The sequence below is a fragment of the Globicatella sp. HMSC072A10 genome (genome assembly GCF_001811625.1).
In the GTDB taxonomy this organism is placed as follows: Bacteria; Bacillota; Bacilli; order Lactobacillales; family Aerococcaceae; genus Globicatella; species Globicatella sanguinis.
Genome location: NZ_KV805633.1, coordinates 13,486 through 30,520 on the forward strand (window position 1 = coordinate 13,486; position 17,035 = coordinate 30,520).

Genomic DNA, 17,035 nt, shown 5'->3' on the forward strand with positions numbered 1-17,035 from the left:
GACGGAGGTGAAACTTATGACAAAAGAAACAGTAATCATGAAAAAACAAGCAGAAGTAACAGAAGTTGCAGAGAAATTAAAAGCAGCTGCATCAGTAGTCGTTGTAGACTCATTAGGTTTAACTGTTGAAGAAGTTACTAATTTACGTAAAGAATTACGTGAAAACGATGTTTACATGAAAGTTGTTAAAAACACAATTTTACGTCGTGCGGCAGCAGAAGCAGGTATCGAAGGTATGGACTCAGTTTTCGTAGGACCATCAGCTATCGTTTATTCTGAATCTGAAGTAGTGGCACCTGCTAAAATTGTTGCAGAATTTGCTGATAAAGTAGAACATTTATCAATCAAAGGTGGTTTAATTGAAGGTGAAGTTTCTTCAGCTGAAGATATTAACGCTTTAGCGAAATTACCAGACCGCGATGGATTATTATCAATGTTACTTTCTGTATTACAAGCGCCAGTTCGCAATACTGCATTGGCTATCAAAGCTGTGGCTGAATCTAAAGAAGACGACGCAGCATAATCAATTATTACATATAAAAACATAAACGGAGGAAATATAAATGGCTTTAAATATTGAAAACATTATTGCTGAAATTAAAGAAGCAACAATTATCGAATTAAATGACTTAGTAAAAGCAATCGAAGAAGAATTTGGCGTAACTGCTGCTGCTCCTGTAGCTGTAGCTGCTGCTGGTGGTGTTGCTGCTGAAGAAAAAACTGAATTTGACGTTATCTTAGCATCTGCTGGAGACTCAAAAATCAAAGTTATTAAAGCAGTTCGTGAAGCTACTGGTTTAGGATTAAAAGAAGCTAAAGAATTAGTTGACAACGCTCCTAAAGCAATTAAAGAAGGCGTATCTAAAGAAGACGCTGAAGCATTAAAAGCTTCATTAGAAGAAGTTGGAGCTTCTGTAGAAGTAAAATAATCTTCGATAGATTATTATTTTATACAAATAAGAAAGGAATGATGGCAATCATCATTCTTTTTTTTTTGCTATGAAATAAAATTTTCCTAAGAATTTATTATTTTAAATGATTTTTTAACACTATTTAAAAAAAATAGGTATAATAGAGTAGAGTATTGAAGAAGGAAGTGAAGTGATGAATACAAAAATTTTAATAGTAGATGATGATCGTGAAATTGTGGAGTTGCTTAATATTTATTTACAAAACGAAGGTTACGAGGTTTTAAAAGCCTATAATGGTCAACAAGCGTTAAATATTTTAGAGGAAGAAACAAATCTAAATATGGTATTATTGGATATTATGATTCCGCAAGTGGATGGTTTGAAAGTTTTATCATATATTCGGAAAAACCAAAAGAGCTTGCCTGTTATCATGGTAAGTGCTAAATCATCAGATACAGATAAAATACAAGGATTAATTAGTGGTGCCGATGATTATATCACCAAACCATTTAATCCATTAGAAGTTGTTGCGAGAATTAAATCTATTTTAAGACGCCAACAAAATTATATGCAACCAGAAGTACCAGATACCATCATGGTGGGTCCACTGGAAATTAAGAAGGAATCTCATGAAGTTACAACTCTTTCTGGTGTTCAAATTCAACTTACAGCAATAGAATTTGGAATTTTATTTTTATTAGCGAGTCATCCTAATCGCGTATTTAGTGCGAATGAAATTTTTGAAGCTGTTTGGAATCAAGAAAGTGTTGTCAGTGCCAAAACGGTTATGGTTCACGTTAGTCACTTAAGAGATAAGGTTGAGGAAGCGACTGGTGGTGAAAAAGTAATCCGTACAGTATGGGGTGTTGGGTATAAAATTGAAGCTTAGTCAAGATAGACTACCTACAGTGAAATTTAGACGACACGAAATAGTTGAATTAGTGTTAGAAATTTTACTTACCATGGGGGTATTTTACTTTTTATACTTGAGTGTCACACTCCTGTTTATTGAGGTCTTAAGTCTGCCTATAGGTATGTATGGTGAAGAAGAAATGACTGCTTATGAATATTTTAAGTGGACTCCTGCAAAGTTAGAATTAGCAAAACAATCTTTTGCTGTTGTGATGATTTTTTTAGGAATAGGACTGACATATTGGCAGATGAAGCGTAAGATTTCTACTATCCACTTGAATCATCTTTTGGAATACTTAACTTATATTGCGAGAGGAAATTATCAATTAAGAATTCCAGATATGCAGATTGATGAATTATCAGAAATTGTACGGAGTGTTAACTCTTTGGTTGATAGTACGGTTCATGCGATGGAGGAAGAACGTCGAATAGAAAAGACTAAAGATGAGTTAATCGCCAATGTGGGGCATGATTTAAGAACCCCTTTAACCTCTATCATCGGCTACCTAGGTTTAATTGAAAACAAACGGTATCATTCAGAAGAACAGTTACTAGAATATACTCATATTGCTTATAAAAAAGCAATGAGCATGCAAGTGATGGTCAATGATTTGTTTGATTACGCCGCTTCGAGATTAGTTTCATATGAAGTTACCCCTGAAGAAGTTCATCTAGATTTTTTCTTTGAACAACTGGCAGCAGAATTTGAATTAGAAGCAGCTGAAAAAAATATTGAAATTGAAATCAATGTGATGCCTAAAAACTTAATTGTTCATTTTGACCCAGAAAAAATGGCACGAGTATTTAATAACTTATTATCAAATGCGCTAAAATATGGACATGGTGCCACTAAAATAAAAATGAATGCTAACCTAATAGATGATGACCAGATTATTATGGATGTAGTCAATAATGGTGAGCTTCTAAAATTAGAAGAATTGGAAAAAGTTTTCCAAAGAAGTTATCGGGCAGATACCTCAAGAAATTCTGCTATTCCTGGGACGGGTCTCGGTTTAGGAATCGCTAGAAATATTGTAGAGTTACATAATGGTATCATTTATGCTATGATTGAGAATAACGAAATGATATTTAGAATCGAGATGAGTAGATTATAAATGAAGATGATTAATAAGATATTGATTTTATTATTATCTGTATTACTGGTGCTACCAAGACATAGTTTAGTCAGTGCTCAAGAATTAAATATTGAAAATTTACCTGCTCAGTCTATGATGTTAATCAATGGCGATAATGGGCAGGTTCTCTTTAATAAAAATTCCGAAGACCTTTTAGAAATTGGATCCTTGTCAAAATTATTACTGCTATATATAGTTTTTGAACAAATTGAAACAGAAAAAATTAATTTAGAGGATATAGTCCCTATTTCTAATGCTGCTTATGAGCTCAGTCAAGATTATGATATACCGAACGTTCCTTTAAGACAGGATTTTTCATATACGGTAGAAGAATTAATAACGGCCATCGCAGTAAAAAATGCGAATGGTGCAGCGTTGGCTCTAGTTGAAAAAATTGCATCCAATGAAGCAGAATTTATAAAATTAATGGAACAAAAGTTAAGTGAATGGCAACTTTCAAATTATCAATTTGTTGATAGTTTGGGGTTACCTAATGACTATCAGAGAGGTGTAGAAGAGTATCAAGGTCAAACTAATAAAATGAGTGCGGAGGCTATTACAACAGTGGCTTTCAGATTATACAAAGATTATCCACAATATTTAGAATATGCCTCAACTAAGGAATTAAATTTTAAAGCAGATACAGATGATGCTTTTCAAACAACAAGCAATAATCCATTATTAAAAGACACCAAACTGTCAGTCAATGGAATGTTTATTGGCTATGCTCCGCAAAATGGCTATAATCAAGTGATAAGTAGCACCGATCAAGAGACGACCTATTTAGCAGTAGTAATTGGTGTGTCAGAGAATCTAGAAGACCCCTATTATCCTGTTGAACAATTGATACAATATGCTAAGAGCAGTTTTGAAACGAAGATTATTGTAAAAAAAGAGAGTTTGACCGATGAAATCCCTGTAATAAATGTAGATGGTGGTACGAGAGATGTCATACATTCTATCTATACAGATGATTTCGTACTCAGTGTACCAAAAGGCGATAATCAATTAAACATTGATTATCAATTTATACCTAATGAAGAGAAAACAGGATACCAAAATTATATAACCGCTCCAATAGATAAAGGAGAATTTTTAGGAACATTAAAAATGGATTTTCAACATTATACCATCGAGTACTTACCAACGGCTCAAAACAGTGAAGTACAGGTAGTGGCGAATGAATCGATACCTGAAAAATCAATTTTTGGAAAATTCTTACAATCAGTAATGAGATTTATTATAACGATAATCGAAGCAATTCGAAAATTTTTTACTAACATATTTAATTAGAGGTGATATAAATGAGTCAAGAAGTCGCTATTTTTGCTGGAGGTTGTTTTTGGTGTATGGTGCATCCATTTGATCAGTGGCCAGGAGTTATTTCAGTCGAATCAGGTTATACAGGTGGTCATGTTATGAAACCAAGTTATGAACAAGTAAAAACAGGAATGACTGGTCACACTGAAGCGGTAAAAATTATATATGATCCAGCGATAATTTCTTATCAAAAGCTATTAGAAGTATACTGGTCTGTCATTGATCCTACGGATTTAGAAGGACAATTTGTGGATCGCGGCTCTTCGTATCGACCAGAAATATTTTATACAACTCCTGAACAAAAAGAATTAGCTGAACAATCTAAAGAGCATTTAGATTTGAGTCAACGATTTTCAAAACCAATTGTAGTACCGATTACTGAAGCAACAGAATTTTTTGTTGCTGAAGATTATCATCAGGATTTTTATAAGAAAAATCCGACTCATTATCAACGGTATCGACAAGGTTCCGGAAGAGACCAATTTATTGAAAGATTTCAGCAATAATTCGTAAAAATGTCATAATTTGTATTGACAATATAGATGTAAATAAGGTATTATTAATCATGTTGTGAGTCACTTTCACAGGCCGGCTTAGCTCAGTTGGTAGAGCATCTGATTTGTAATCAGAGGGTCGAGGGTTCAAGTCCTTTAGCCGGCATTGATTAGTAATAATCAAAGGTTCCAAAATATCCTTTGCCGGGGTGGCGGAACTGGCAGACGCACAGGACTTAAAATCCTGCGGGTAGTGATACCCGTACCGGTTCGATTCCGGTCCTCGGCATCATTTAAACATTGATCTATCAGTGTTTCTTAGACTTCAGTTGTAGTAGCAACTGGGGTCTTTTTTTGACTATGTATTAATAAATTGGGCATATTTTTCAGCAACTTCTTCACGTTTTGATTTCGTAACGTGACTATAAATATTCATTGTAGTTCCAATAGAGGAGTGCCCCAATCTATCTTAAACCTCTTTACTTGTTACTCCTACTTCGAATAGTAGGCTGCAATGAGTGTGTCTGAAATCGTGGATAGTAACTTATTGCGCTTATGTTGTTTTAACCACGTATAGTTGTTCTGGCTTCATTTCCAAAAAACGCATCATTATCAAGATGAACAAAAATAAATATCTTGTCTTGCTTTATGGTTTTGTTTTCTTTAATTGTGTTTTTTACTTTTTTATCTGATTGCCAATATAAAATAAAAAAATGCCAACACCGTAGTGTTGGCTGAACCCATAAATGAGCCAAGGTTTCTTCCCTTGTTTCTTCAATAACACATTAACATTATTGCGTATGATAGTCAACACATTTGCTAAAAATTTTTAAGAATTGATGTACATCACTTGAGTGTGTATGAATGAATATATTATTCTTAAATCGTTCTAAAACTAGCTGACCTTCTTTTATTCTTCTGTTTCTTAAAGAGCTAGAAGAAAATTTATTGTGCAAAAAATGAAGCATTACAATATCATTTATTTTGTTGTAAATTAAATATTTGTTTTCTATATTCATTAAGCTAGCGAATGAAACTACAACTGGATTTCTATACTTCATCTCACTAGTTGGGTGAAATAAATTTATTAAAAACACATCGTTATGAGCACAAGCATTTCTAATATTTTTGATGAAATATAAATGTTTGTATTTTATTATTGATTCAAATTCTGGATATTTTTCTGTATAGAATCTTATGAATTTAATCAAAGTTCCAAAATCTATAATTTCTAAAAATACCCAAACAGAAGTTATGGTTCGCTTTTGAAACATATCTTTTTTATAATTATTTTTTTCAAATTGCATTTTGCTTTTGTTAAATTGTTCAGGGAATAGCTTTTCAAAATCTGAAACTAAATTATACCCATCTTCTGAACTGTTGAAAGTAATATGAGTCATTAACTTCGTTTTTAACAAATGTTCAATATCAAGACATAAGTGCAATAAATATTCTCTTAAATATGTGTCAATAGAAGCCAAATCTTCTAGTGCTTTGAAATCTAGACCGATATACTTATTTGATTTAGTATTCTTTCTATAGTTTTTTCGATAACTAATTAATCTGTAATAATAATTTCGTTCAGAAAATATTTCTATGATTTGTTCTTTTGTATGAAATTTATTTGAAATACCTCTCTCATCAAGTTTATTAAATAAGTCATCAAACGAAAGTTTTGGTTTATTTTCTTCCACAGTTTTCCTCCTCTCTTTATAATTTTTTGTTATCCACAGGTGTGGCTTATAACCAAGTTTATTGTTCTAAAATTAAGCTTTGTTTGTATTCATAAGCTTCTGCTTCCTCGGTGAATTCAACAGCTAATTCTTTATGTGAGTTTAATATCTCTTTGATTTTTGTAAATGGAACTTTAAAATATTCTTTTCTGTTGTTTATTTTATTAACTCTATATTTATCCAATTCCCTATGTAGTTCAGCTTCAAGTCCAAATGCATTTTCGCTAAATACTAGGGCATGAACATCAAATCTAAAAGGTACGGATGCACTACTTAATTCAGCTATTCTTTCTAAAGGTTCTAATCGACGGGTAACACCGATTTTATATACTTCATCACCGAATGATCCAATGTTTGAAATGACGTAAACATAACCAGCAGTAGCATGGCCCTCACGATAATCAATATCTTCTTCGAGTTCATCCAATTCTGATATTTTATCTTGATATTCAGATAATTGTTTTAATAGTGTTTCTTTTGTGGTTTTATCTGCTCCTTTTAACATTAATTCAACATTATCGATCATTTGTTTATAATGCGTTCTGTCCTTTTCTAGCTGTTGTCTTTTTTTTCTAATTTCTAGTTGAAGTTTCTTATCTTCCCTTTCTTTTTCTCTTTGCTCGCGAAGCATATCTTTTTCTTGTAGCTTCATAAGTTCATACTCAGCTGCTAATTCTAACTCTTCCTTTTTTAACTTGAGATATGCTGAACTTATTTGTATCTCATTCCGTGTGTAGAGCTTGTTTATTTGTTCAAAAATTCTATTTAAAGATTGAATTTTTCTATCCAGATTTGAAACATTGATTGAAGCCAAAAGGGTATCAGCTTCACCATTAAAGCCCCTAATCATTGCTTTAATTAATTGTTTTTGCATTGCTTTTCCTCTAGAAGCACTGTTGTTTAACATCATTGGTTGTATAATAATACCGGCATAATCAGATTTTATTAAATTTTTTTCACGTTGTCGAATTCTATCTAATGCTTCTTTATATTTTATAGAATCTGAAAATTTATATTTTCTTTTATACAATCCATATTCTATGTACTCTAACTCTTCGTTTGCTATTGCTATTTGTTGTTTTAACTCACTTAAAATTCTTTTCTTGTCGTTTATACTTGAATCTAATTGTTTTTCTCTGATATTAGTAATTAAATTACTGGATTTTTTTTCAACAATTATTGAATTATTATTTATATTTGTTGTTTTTGGCACTTTAGTATTCTCAAACTGATATTTAATTTTAAAAATTTCTGTTAATATCGATTGAACCTTTGTTTTTGAAGGAAAAATAATATACCAAAGGTATCCTAAAAGAGCAATTAATAATAAGCCGATAAAAAACTCTATCCAAGCTTGTTCAATAAAAAAACTACGAATAATTGATAGTAAAATTAGAATTAGTATTAATAAAAATATAGCAAATATTTTTCTTATTTTGTTCATTATTATTACTCCTAACTGAAATAATCTTTCGTTGTATATATTGTACAATTTCATTTAGAGACAGTCCATACACCCTTGTAAATAGAAAGTATCATAATTGCTACAAATTTATACGTAAATTAAGAGAAATAGAATGATTTACTGCACAAAAACTTAAATTAGTGTGAAAATAATTCTTAAAATCCTGCGGGTGGTGACACCCGTACCGGTTCGATTCCGGTCCTCGGCATCATTTAAACATTGATCTATCAGTGTTTCTTAGACTTCAGTTGTAGTAGCAACTGGGGTCTTTTTTTGACTACGTATTAATAAAAAACTCTTTAGTTTGGAAGTTTATCAATTATTAGTAGTATTAGTAGTATTAGTAGTCATTATGAATAATAATTCTTAGATGATTGCTCGCTAATTAAAAGCGCAGTGGTCGAATGGCCTCAAACTGCGTTTTAATGAGGTTAAAGATAAATTTGGTAAACTCAATCAAGTTATTGTTATTAAAATAAAAGCGCATTGGTTGAGTGGTCTCAATCAAGTCATTAAGACGCAGATTGAGACCACTCAACTGTGCGGGGGTAGGCCGACGAAGCGAAAATTATTCAATTTTCTACTTCTGGCCAACTCCCGTTATAATCATCAAAAAAATATTTATTTAATTAATATTTTGAACACAATGCCTTTCTTTCCGGGTATAATAGTGAGAGAATATAAATTGATAAAGGCATTTTTGAATGCCGTAAGGAGTGGGAATAAATTGATGAAACAAAAAAGTCTTACATTATGGATCACGCAAGTTGCTTTACTAACAACATTATGTGTGGTGGGGAGAATTTTCTTTGCATTCATACCGAATGTACAACCCGTTACAGCTATTATTGCAATTGTGACTATTTTATTAGGTTTCAAAGATGGCGTTATCATATCTTCTTTGACGATGCTAGTTTCAAATCTTATTTTGGGAATGGGGTCATGGGTAATATTACAAATTATAAGCTATCTTATCGTCGTTATTTTTGTCTATTTCAGTAATAGATTTTTAGAAAAAATGGTTAAAAGTGATTATATATTATTTGGTAGTCGAGCATTAGTTACGGGTATCGCTGGTATATTGTTTGGTTTTAGTATTTCGTGGTTGTGGACCTTTTTAATACAAGTAGAAAATTTTTGGGTTTATTATTTAAATGGATTACCTTTCGATTTTGCTCATTCAGCCGGAAATGTGGTGTTTTTCATCTTATTATTCCCATTATTGAATAAATTATTCCAACGATATGCAGTAAATTATCAAGGATCGAAAGCAAATTAACCAAATAATGACCGAAATATAAGAATTTAAGTCGTTCCTCTTTTCAAAGAGGAATTATTATTGTATAATGGTCAAAGAAAGTCAATGTTAAAGGAGGCGAGACTGTGACCCAACGAAATATGTCGGATATTATTGAAGCATATTTAAAAGCGTATTTAGAAAATCAAGAACATCTTGAAATTAAGCGAAGTGACATTGCTGATCGATTTGATTGTGTTCCTTCGCAAATAAATTATGTTATTAATACGCGTTTTACTCAAGAACATGGATACTTAGTGGAAAGTAAAAGAGGTGGCGGAGGTTATATCCGGATACTTAAAGTCCATTTGGTAGATGAAGTAGATGAAATCGATCAAATGATTGATTTAATTGGAAATCAGATAAGTCAGCGAAACGGTATCAATATCATCGAAACTTTAACTGAAAGAAAGATTATAACTCAAAGGGAAGCTGCTTTGATTTTGTCTGTAATTGAAAAAGCTGTTTTACAAACAATAACGGAGGAAGAACAAATAGCGAGAGCTCAATTATTAAAAACTTTTCTATACCAACTCCGTTATACATACGAATAAGAGGTGAATAAAAATGTTTGAAGAACTATTTACAGAAAGTGCACGACAAGCGATGATTTATGCGGCAGAACAAGCTTATTATATGCAACATCAAGCAGTCGGCACAGAACATATATTATTAGGTTTATCTCGTGAAGAAACTGGAATTGCTGGAAAAGCATTAAGAGAACATGGTGCAACTTTCAATGAATTGATTTTAGAATTAGAAGCCATTCATGGAAAATTTAGCCAACCACGACTCAATGCTGAAAGAGTTATACCTTATTCTCCACGTGCGAAAAAAGTTATTATGAATGCTTCCAATGATGCGAAACGATTGGGCGCACCAAAAGTTGGAACCGAGCATTTATTATTAGGTATTTTAAAAGAAGAAATTTTAGCAACGGTTTTACTAAGAAACATTGGTGTCGATTTCGATGAATTACGTAAGACAATTTATGAATTAATTGGCTTAGCTAGTCAAGACCCAACCAGTGGTGGTAACAATCGACGTAGAAGAAATCCTCGTAACAATAAAGAGGCACAAAAGACGTCTAAAACACCAACACTTGATTCAGTTTCTAGAGATTTAACTGAGCTAGCTAGACAAAATGAATTGGATCCGGTGATTGGCCGTGAAAAAGAGGTTCACCGAATTGTGCAAATTATCAGTCGTAGAACCAAAAACAATCCGGTCTTAGTTGGGGAACCAGGTGTCGGTAAAACAGCGATAGCAGAAGGATTAGCTCAAAGAATGATTCAAGGAGATGTTCCTCAAGACATCGCTAAGAAAAGTTTAATTATGTTAGATATGGGAGCATTAGTAGCAGGAACGAAATATCGCGGTGAATTTGAAGAGCGTATGAAAAAAATCATCGAAGAAATTGCTGAAGACGGTAATATTATTCTGTTCATTGACGAATTGCATACCTTAATCGGTGCCGGGGGAGCTGAAGGAGCAATTGACGCTTCCAATATATTAAAACCGGCTTTAGCTCGCGGAGAAATACAAGTAGTAGGCGCCACTACTTTAGACGAATACCAAAAATACATTGAAAAAGATGCCGCACTAGAAAGACGTTTCTCTAAAGTACAAATTGATGAGCCTAGTCAAGAGGAATCTATCTTAATTATTAATGGTCTAAAAGAAAAATATGAAGATCACCATAAAGTCGAAATTACTGACGAAGCAGTTGATGCCGCAGTAAAATTAAGTTCGCGCTATATGACAGCAAGACGCTTGCCGGATAAAGCGGTAGATTTAATTGATGAAGCTTCTGCACGTGTGCGTATTGATTCTGCGATTATGCCAAACAAAGTCACGACTGAAACAATTGAGCATCAGTTAGCAGAAATTGGCAATAAAAAAGAAGCCGCCATTCTAAATCGTGATTTTGAAGAAGCCGCAAATTTAAGAGAAAAAGAAGTGGCTCTAGAGGAGCAATTAGCGGAACTTGATAAAGCCAAGGACAAAGCAAAAACCGATTCAACTGTAACACAATTGAAAGTAACAGCGCAAGATGTGGCGCAAGTAGTTGCTTTAGCGACGGGAGTGCCAGTTCAACAAATGGAATCAAGCGAAAGCAAACGATTGATTAATCTAGAAGCTGAATTACATGAACGTGTAATTGGGCAAGATGAAGCGGTCAAAGCTGTTGCCAGAGCGATTCGTAGAGCCCGTAGTGGTTTGAAATCGCCAAAACGTCCAATTGGATCATTCCTATTTTTAGGCCCTACTGGTGTAGGAAAAACAGAATTAGCTAAAACCTTAGCGACAGCAATGTTTGGTAGCGAAGATAGTATGATTCGGGTTGATATGTCCGAATATATGGAAAAACATAGTGTCTCTCGTTTAGTAGGATCACCTCCAGGATATGTGGGGTATGAAGAAGCAGGGCAATTGACTGAAAAAATACGTCAAAAACCGTATAGCGTTATTTTATTAGATGAGGTCGAAAAAGCTCATCCAGATGTGTTTAATATTTTATTACAAGTATTTGATGATGGTCATTTAACAGATGGTAAAGGTCGAAAAGTAGACTTTAGAAACACTATTATTATTATGACTTCCAATTTAGGAGCAACAGCCTTAAGGGATGAAAAATCAGTTGGGTTTGGTGCAGTATCAGTAACACAAAACCATGAAGCGATGGAATCTAGAATACGTGAAGAATTAAAACGTGCATTCCGTCCAGAATTCTTAAACCGTATTGATGAGACTGTTGTCTTCCACTCATTAAGTAAGGAAAATATTCGCGAGATTGTTAAATTACATACTGCTGAAATTGTGAAACGTTTAGAAGAATTAGAAATTGAAGCCCGTGTAACGGATACCGCAGTCGATATTATTGCTGAAGCAGGGTTTGATCCAGAGTATGGTGCAAGACCAATTCGACGCGCTATTCAAAAACAAATTGAAGATGAATTAAGTGAACTACTATTAAGTGGTACAATTGCCTTAGGTGACAAAATCACGATTGGTGGTAGAAGTGGTTCGATAAATATTAATAACCGTAGTAAAGAGCAAAGTAAATAATCGAGTCATTCATTTAACAAATCAAGATAATCATTCGACAGTGACTCCCAAAAATGATAGCAATGACTCTCACTTTGGGAATCACTGATATGATAGTCTTTCATGCAATCAATATCAAAATATTTTTTATTTGCTTGCTACTGTCAGGATGCAATTTTACAAAAAATTAGCATCAAAAGGATAATAAATTTTATCGCAAAAAAAAGAGTTAGGACTACTCTGAACTGACCCCCTAAAGTTGGACCAAGAAAATCCAACTTTAGGGGGTCAGTTCACTCCAATAGGAATAGGTTCTAACTCTTTTTCTTTATTCATTTTTTGATATAACGCTATAAACGCTATTGATTAACTCTCAATACTTTTAATTAATAGTTCATTAAAAGCTTTTTGCGTATCTGATAATACCATTTCATTGTTAATAACTAAATTCAAGTAACCAACTGGTGGGTTTTTAATCGGAATTGCAACTAAATCATCACGATTTAGAGAGACCTTTTCCATTAAAAGTGCGACCCTCTCACCAGATGCAACAAGTGAAGTGAGGGTATTCATATCATTGCAGTAAAACACATTATCCAATGATAATTGATTCGTTGTGGTCCAATTTTGGAATAATTTTTCATGGATAGTACCGTTTGATAAAGAAACATAAGGTAAATTAACTAGTTCCATTAAGCTTAGTTCACGATATCTGGCTAAAGGATGGTTTTGTGAGACAAATAACTTTAGCGGGCTTTTCGCAATAGGAAAAGTATCAATCCACTGATTAGCAAATGTTGGTTGATCGTGAGCAATAATCGCGATTGAGAATTTTTGTTTTCTTAATGAATCAAATAATGCATCGGTTGTATTTTCTTCAATTAATTTTAAGCTTTGTAAATAATCATTGGCATTAGCTAAAAGTTGAGGTAAAAATAAATTTCCAATTGATGGAACTAAACCTAGCTGAATCGTATCAATCCCCACTGCTTTAATTTCTAGCTTCGTTTGGGCATATAAACCTAGCATATCGATAGTGCGTTGGTATAAGGTATGTCCAGTCGGTGTTAAATGGATATTTTTAGCTGATCGTTCTCTTTGAATTAAAGTGGTCTCAAATTCATCTTCTAATCTTTTTAAAGCAATCGAAATAGAAGGTTGAGACACAAAAAAATGTTCAGCTGTTTTAGTGAAACTCAAACTTTCAGCTAAATATTTGAAATATTCTAAGTCTCGTAAGTTCATAATAACCTCCAAAATATTCAGTGAGTATCAAAAAATTTAATGTTGAATTCATTCATTATTATAGCATAAAAGCCTATTATAAGCACTATTTAATAATTTATCGAACACTAGAATAATGTAATAAAAATATCAGGAACTCTAATCATTTCAAAGAAGCGACTAAGAGTTGTAATAAAAAAGGTACTAGGAAAGGCAGAGGAAGCAAATCATTAAATCAGGTAAATATTGTAATTGCATGCCTGTTTCTTTATAAAATTTTTGTAAACGATAAGTTAAAGTATTCCGATGAATAAAGAGTTTATCAGCAGTTTGGGACAAGTTTCCTTGATTTTCAAATAATGTTTCAATCAGAGAAGAATATTCCGTATTATTCATAATAACTTGTTTCAAAGGAGTCAATAGGGGTAAATCGCTGAGCGTTTTTTTGCCAATTTGTTTTAATAAGACGGGTGTAATTTGAGTTAATACTCCTAATAATTCCGTTTGAAAACTTTGTTCAACAATAGCAAGTTCTTCCTCATAACGCATGGGTAAGTTGACTGATAATTGATGGACTAAACCAATAACTGCTTGAGTTACTGTATCAAAATCAGCATCTAACGATTGAATAACACCAAGGAGTTGATCAAATGAGATTTCATCGTTGGGTTTGATTCTTAAAACAACACTATATCGACGCTCATTTTTAGTAAACCAATCAATAATCTGATGGTTTGATTCCTTTAGTGTATTAAACCAAAGTTCATCGTCAAAGTTTTCTGGTAATTTTCTGAAATTGATATGTAAAATTTGAAGATTTCCTGAAATAATTGGCATATTACTTGATTTTTTTTCCAGAAAGTTTTGCCAATGAGAGTTTCGAGTAATTGGAATAATGTCACCTTGATCACTGACAATGTTAAGTAACGATATTTCTTTATGAGATAAGGAAGAAAAAGGAATCGCCATTATTTGACTTTCAACGGTAATAATATGATGCGTCTGTCTCAAATCCTCAACATTTGTTGGATTAATCAGCGCTTCTGGAAAGAGCTGTATAATGGAATTTATCAAAATATCCTCTCCTTGAAAATTAGTTATTAATAGTGTACCATAAGTGCAGCTTGAAAGTATATTTTTAGAGAAAGAATGCAACAAAAAACAAGGATGTAATAAAAAATGTCGAATGGATCTTAGGCATATAAAATAATACAGAGTATGAAAATCCTGCTTATTAAACTCAATTTTTGTAATAGGCTTGAAGATAAGAGGAATCATGTTGGAAAAATTAAAGAGCCATCCTCATACTTGATGAGAATCACTGTATTTTACTTTTAACTATAGTGCTAGATGACTAACGAATGGTTTATATAAAGGCTATTTAAAAAGCAGGATGACTACCCGAAGCAAATATTATGTCAATTTTAACTATATACCATCTTTAATTTTATGCTAAAAGAATTATGGATAATCTTTATTAGCCTAAATAGATAATCATAAGGAGTCGCAAAGAAATGGAATTAACTGAAACACAACGGTTGAAACATGAAAAATTTATGCGAATAGCAATGATGGAAGCCTCATTAGCTGAAATGCAAGGAGAAGTACCCATCGGTGCCATCATAGTTGTAGATAACAAAGTCGTTGCTAAAGCATATAATTTAAGAGAAATTTCTAAACGGGCGATTGCACATGCTGAATTATTAGCCATCAACCAAGCTAATCAAATTTTAGAAAAATGGCGATTAGAAGATGCGACACTATATGTAACGTTAGAACCATGTGCCATGTGTGCAGGTGCCATTATATTGTCGCGAGTTAAAACAGTGGTCTATGGAGCCCATGATCCAAAAGCAGGCAGTGTAGGAAGTGTGCTCAATTTATTAGCAGAACCTCGTTTTAATCATCAACCAGAAGTTATTTCGGGAATACTAGCAGATGAATGTGGAGCAAAATTGACTGATTTTTTCAGAAACTTACGAAAAAAGAAAAAGTTATCCACAAAGAACAATAGTTATCCACAAATTTGTCAACATTTAACACATTAACTGTGGATAACTTTCTGTATTTTGTGGATAAACTAGCAACATTTACGAACAACAGTCAATGGTTGATGTTTATTAGCTCTTTTGGTGCAATTAAGATTAATTTATTACCAGATGCCACAAAAAATGAATCTTAATTTATATATCAACAAACACCATGAGCAATAAAAGTAACAGAGTTATCAGACATTTTATTATATAACATCTGTTTGACTACTTAAGAGATTTTCATAGACTGTTATGACCCCCCTTCCTTGATAAAATTTTAAAAAGAATGAAGATTACTAAGGGCAGATTTCCTCAAGGGTTTTAGGTGTGTGTAACCTTATGGGGATACTATCGAAAGCGATAATTATCTAATAATGAAAAAGATTGGAATTCTTAAAATAAATATGCTATAATAAAGAAAGGCAATAACGGATTCACGAATCGAGTCAGGACCGGAAGGTAGCAGCTATAAGTGATGAAGTTATGTGCCTTTTTTGTTTGTCTACAAAACTTATTATATCAACATTCTTGAATAAAAAATTCGTTTTGTGCGCAATTTGTGAGCATTTTGCAAGCATTTCAAATTCGAAATTCGGTAAAGAATAGATAGGAATAATGATACTAAAAGTATAAAGCGATGAAGTTGATTATGATTTTGATGGCTATTCCTAAACTATATAAGTAATTCTCGTATTCCTGATGCTCAATGGCGTACTTTAATGGTTTAATTTTAGCCACTTCAGAGTAGAATTTTCCTTTTAACGATAGTTAAAAAGAAACAATTAAATCCTATCAATGTCGCTGTTGAATACTCTATGTATTCAAAATCTTAATTATTTGATAAAATAAACTTATATTATGTAGGGGATGAATATGGCAATTAATCAAGACTGGGTACAATTAACGGATAATTCTAAAAGACGTATTGCTCAAATTTTGGACGGAAGCATGTTAGTGGAGTTGGCGTTTGAACATCCAGTTGATGAAAATTCAACAATCGCGACTCATAAGCATTTTCATGAACAAATAACTTATATTAAAAAAGGAACATTCAAGTTTTTAATTATTCACGAAAATGGTGAACAAGAAGAAAGAATTGTCCATGAAGGTGACACATTAGCACTTCGATCTAATGTTGAACATGGATGCATTCCATTAGCAGAAAACTCAATTTTTATGGATTTTTTCAATCCAATCCGTGTCGATTTATTATAAACATTCAAGCAGTGATTTAATCAGTAGCATAATGGTTGAATCATTGATTTTTTGTTAATTTAAACTGTTATTGTGCGATTAATACCAACGCTATAAAACATAGTTCAAATCAATTGAATCGAAGAAATGATTAAGTTGTGGCTGGGCATAAACGTGATAAATTTAGTTAAGTAAAGGTTCGTAAATTAAAAGCGCAGTGTTTGAGTGGTCTCAATCTGCGTCTTAAAGACTTGTTTGAGACCTACTC

General features: G+C 32.7%; 16 protein-coding genes, 2 tRNA genes, 1 other RNA gene and 1 pseudogene. 14 read left to right on the forward strand and 6 right to left on the reverse strand.

Annotated features, from left to right (window positions below):
* Window positions 1–16: 16 nt before the first annotated feature.
* The 8 genes from rplJ to HMPREF2811_RS01685 all read left to right on the forward strand — a co-directional run bounded on the left by rplJ (window position 17) and on the right by HMPREF2811_RS01685 (window position 5,062).
* Complete coding sequence (rplJ, locus tag HMPREF2811_RS01650) at window positions 17–523, forward strand: 50S ribosomal protein L10 (RefSeq protein WP_071407825.1); 507 nt, start codon at window positions 17–19, stop codon at window positions 521–523.
* A 40-nt stretch (window positions 524–563) separates the two neighbouring features.
* Window positions 564–929, forward strand: a complete 366-nt coding sequence (rplL, locus tag HMPREF2811_RS01655; protein ID WP_071407826.1) for a 50S ribosomal protein L7/L12 — start codon at window positions 564–566, stop codon at window positions 927–929.
* Window positions 930–1,104: 175 nt separating this feature from the next.
* Complete coding sequence (locus HMPREF2811_RS01660; protein ID WP_071407827.1) at window positions 1,105–1,800, forward strand: response regulator transcription factor; 696 nt, start codon at window positions 1,105–1,107, stop codon at window positions 1,798–1,800.
* A 19-nt stretch (window positions 1,801–1,819) separates the two neighbouring features.
* Window positions 1,820–2,938, forward strand: a complete 1,119-nt coding sequence (locus HMPREF2811_RS01665) for a sensor histidine kinase (RefSeq protein ID WP_141749229.1) — start codon at window positions 1,820–1,822, stop codon at window positions 2,936–2,938.
* The gene (locus HMPREF2811_RS01670; RefSeq protein ID WP_071407829.1) at window positions 2,939–4,252 is read left to right on the forward strand and encodes a D-alanyl-D-alanine carboxypeptidase family protein; all 1,314 of its coding nucleotides are present in this window, start codon (window positions 2,939–2,941) and stop codon (window positions 4,250–4,252) included.
* 11 nt (window positions 4,253–4,263) lie between these two features.
* Window positions 4,264–4,785, forward strand: a complete 522-nt coding sequence (gene msrA, locus HMPREF2811_RS01675; RefSeq protein ID WP_071407830.1) for a peptide-methionine (S)-S-oxide reductase MsrA — start codon at window positions 4,264–4,266, stop codon at window positions 4,783–4,785.
* 81 nt (window positions 4,786–4,866) lie between these two features.
* Window positions 4,867–4,939 (forward strand) — tRNA-Thr (locus HMPREF2811_RS01680).
* 37 nt (window positions 4,940–4,976) lie between these two features.
* Window positions 4,977–5,062, forward strand: a tRNA-Leu gene (locus tag HMPREF2811_RS01685).
* A gap of 69 nt (window positions 5,063–5,131) precedes the next feature.
* Here HMPREF2811_RS01685 and HMPREF2811_RS11890 read toward each other — a convergent pair.
* From HMPREF2811_RS11890 to HMPREF2811_RS01700, 4 genes and pseudogenes are all read right to left on the reverse strand, one after another.
* Window positions 5,132–5,317: pseudogene (locus HMPREF2811_RS11890) on the reverse strand (tyrosine-type recombinase/integrase); the annotation flags it as partial.
* A 19-nt stretch (window positions 5,318–5,336) separates the two neighbouring features.
* Window positions 5,337–5,528, reverse strand: coding sequence for a hypothetical protein (locus tag HMPREF2811_RS01690; RefSeq protein WP_071407831.1), 192 nt, complete (start codon window positions 5,526–5,528; stop codon window positions 5,337–5,339).
* Window positions 5,529–5,564: 36 nt separating this feature from the next.
* Window positions 5,565–6,467: an Abi family protein gene (locus HMPREF2811_RS01695; protein ID WP_071407832.1), complete on the reverse strand. Its 903-nt coding sequence runs from the start codon at window positions 6,465–6,467 to the stop codon at window positions 5,565–5,567.
* A 58-nt stretch (window positions 6,468–6,525) separates the two neighbouring features.
* The gene (locus HMPREF2811_RS01700; RefSeq protein ID WP_084801836.1) at window positions 6,526–7,950 is read right to left on the reverse strand and encodes an SNIPE associated domain-containing protein; all 1,425 of its coding nucleotides are present in this window, start codon (window positions 7,948–7,950) and stop codon (window positions 6,526–6,528) included.
* 751 nt (window positions 7,951–8,701) lie between these two features.
* Between HMPREF2811_RS01700 and HMPREF2811_RS01705 the strand changes: the two genes are divergently transcribed.
* The 3 genes from HMPREF2811_RS01705 (at window position 8,702) to HMPREF2811_RS01715 (ending at window position 12,337) form a co-directional block, all read left to right on the forward strand.
* Window positions 8,702–9,250 carry an ECF transporter S component gene (locus tag HMPREF2811_RS01705; RefSeq protein WP_071407833.1) on the forward strand — a complete coding sequence of 183 codons (549 nt, stop codon included), beginning with the start codon at window positions 8,702–8,704 and terminating at the stop codon, window positions 9,248–9,250.
* A gap of 104 nt (window positions 9,251–9,354) precedes the next feature.
* Window positions 9,355–9,822 carry a CtsR family transcriptional regulator gene (locus tag HMPREF2811_RS01710; RefSeq protein ID WP_084801838.1) on the forward strand — a complete coding sequence of 156 codons (468 nt, stop codon included), beginning with the start codon at window positions 9,355–9,357 and terminating at the stop codon, window positions 9,820–9,822.
* 13 nt (window positions 9,823–9,835) lie between these two features.
* The gene (locus tag HMPREF2811_RS01715; protein WP_071407834.1) at window positions 9,836–12,337 is read left to right on the forward strand and encodes an ATP-dependent Clp protease ATP-binding subunit; all 2,502 of its coding nucleotides are present in this window, start codon (window positions 9,836–9,838) and stop codon (window positions 12,335–12,337) included.
* A 345-nt stretch (window positions 12,338–12,682) separates the two neighbouring features.
* Here the strand turns inward: HMPREF2811_RS01715 and HMPREF2811_RS01720 are convergent, their stop codons facing one another.
* Together HMPREF2811_RS01720 and HMPREF2811_RS01725 are read right to left on the reverse strand one after the other, a co-directional pair.
* Window positions 12,683–13,561 (reverse strand): LysR family transcriptional regulator, encoded by an 879-nt coding sequence (locus HMPREF2811_RS01720; RefSeq protein ID WP_071407835.1) that lies wholly within the window; start codon window positions 13,559–13,561, stop codon window positions 12,683–12,685.
* A 183-nt stretch (window positions 13,562–13,744) separates the two neighbouring features.
* On the reverse strand, window positions 13,745–14,614 hold the full coding sequence (locus HMPREF2811_RS01725) for a helix-turn-helix domain-containing protein (RefSeq protein ID WP_071407836.1): 870 nt from the start codon (window positions 14,612–14,614) through the stop codon (window positions 13,745–13,747).
* 440 nt (window positions 14,615–15,054) lie between these two features.
* Here HMPREF2811_RS01725 and tadA point away from each other — a divergent pair, with 440 nt between their 5' ends.
* The 3 genes from tadA (at window position 15,055) to HMPREF2811_RS01740 (ending at window position 16,788) form a co-directional block, all read left to right on the forward strand.
* Window positions 15,055–15,588: a tRNA adenosine(34) deaminase TadA gene (gene tadA / locus HMPREF2811_RS01730; protein ID WP_071407837.1), complete on the forward strand. Its 534-nt coding sequence runs from the start codon at window positions 15,055–15,057 to the stop codon at window positions 15,586–15,588.
* Between the two features lie 398 nt (window positions 15,589–15,986).
* Window positions 15,987–16,075, forward strand: an RNA gene (gene ffs / locus HMPREF2811_RS01735) — signal recognition particle sRNA small type.
* A 371-nt stretch (window positions 16,076–16,446) separates the two neighbouring features.
* The gene (locus HMPREF2811_RS01740) at window positions 16,447–16,788 is read left to right on the forward strand and encodes a cupin domain-containing protein (RefSeq protein ID WP_071407838.1); all 342 of its coding nucleotides are present in this window, start codon (window positions 16,447–16,449) and stop codon (window positions 16,786–16,788) included.
* The last annotated feature ends 247 nt before the right edge of the window (window positions 16,789–17,035 follow it).

Bases quoted from the DNA above. Each gene is read 5' to 3' on its own strand.
- rplJ (WP_071407825.1), top strand. From the start codon at position 17: ATGACAAAAGAAACAGTAATCATGAAAAAACAAGCAGAAGTAACAGAA.
- rplL (WP_071407826.1), top strand. From the start codon at position 564: ATGGCTTTAAATATTGAAAACATTATTGCTGAAATTAAAGAAGCAACA.
- HMPREF2811_RS01660 (WP_071407827.1), top strand. From the start codon at position 1,105: ATGAATACAAAAATTTTAATAGTAGATGATGATCGTGAAATTGTGGAG.
- HMPREF2811_RS01670 (WP_071407829.1), top strand. From the start codon at position 2,939: ATGAAGATGATTAATAAGATATTGATTTTATTATTATCTGTATTACTG.
- msrA (WP_071407830.1), top strand. From the start codon at position 4,264: ATGAGTCAAGAAGTCGCTATTTTTGCTGGAGGTTGTTTTTGGTGTATG.
- HMPREF2811_RS01700 (WP_084801836.1), bottom strand. From the start codon at position 7,950: ATGAACAAAATAAGAAAAATATTTGCTATATTTTTATTAATACTAATT.
- HMPREF2811_RS01705 (WP_071407833.1), top strand. From the start codon at position 8,702: ATGAAACAAAAAAGTCTTACATTATGGATCACGCAAGTTGCTTTACTA.
- HMPREF2811_RS01715 (WP_071407834.1), top strand. From the start codon at position 9,836: ATGTTTGAAGAACTATTTACAGAAAGTGCACGACAAGCGATGATTTAT.
- HMPREF2811_RS01720 (WP_071407835.1), bottom strand. From the start codon at position 13,561: ATGAACTTACGAGACTTAGAATATTTCAAATATTTAGCTGAAAGTTTG.
- tadA (WP_071407837.1), top strand. From the start codon at position 15,055: ATGGAATTAACTGAAACACAACGGTTGAAACATGAAAAATTTATGCGA.
- HMPREF2811_RS01740 (WP_071407838.1), top strand. From the start codon at position 16,447: ATGGCAATTAATCAAGACTGGGTACAATTAACGGATAATTCTAAAAGA.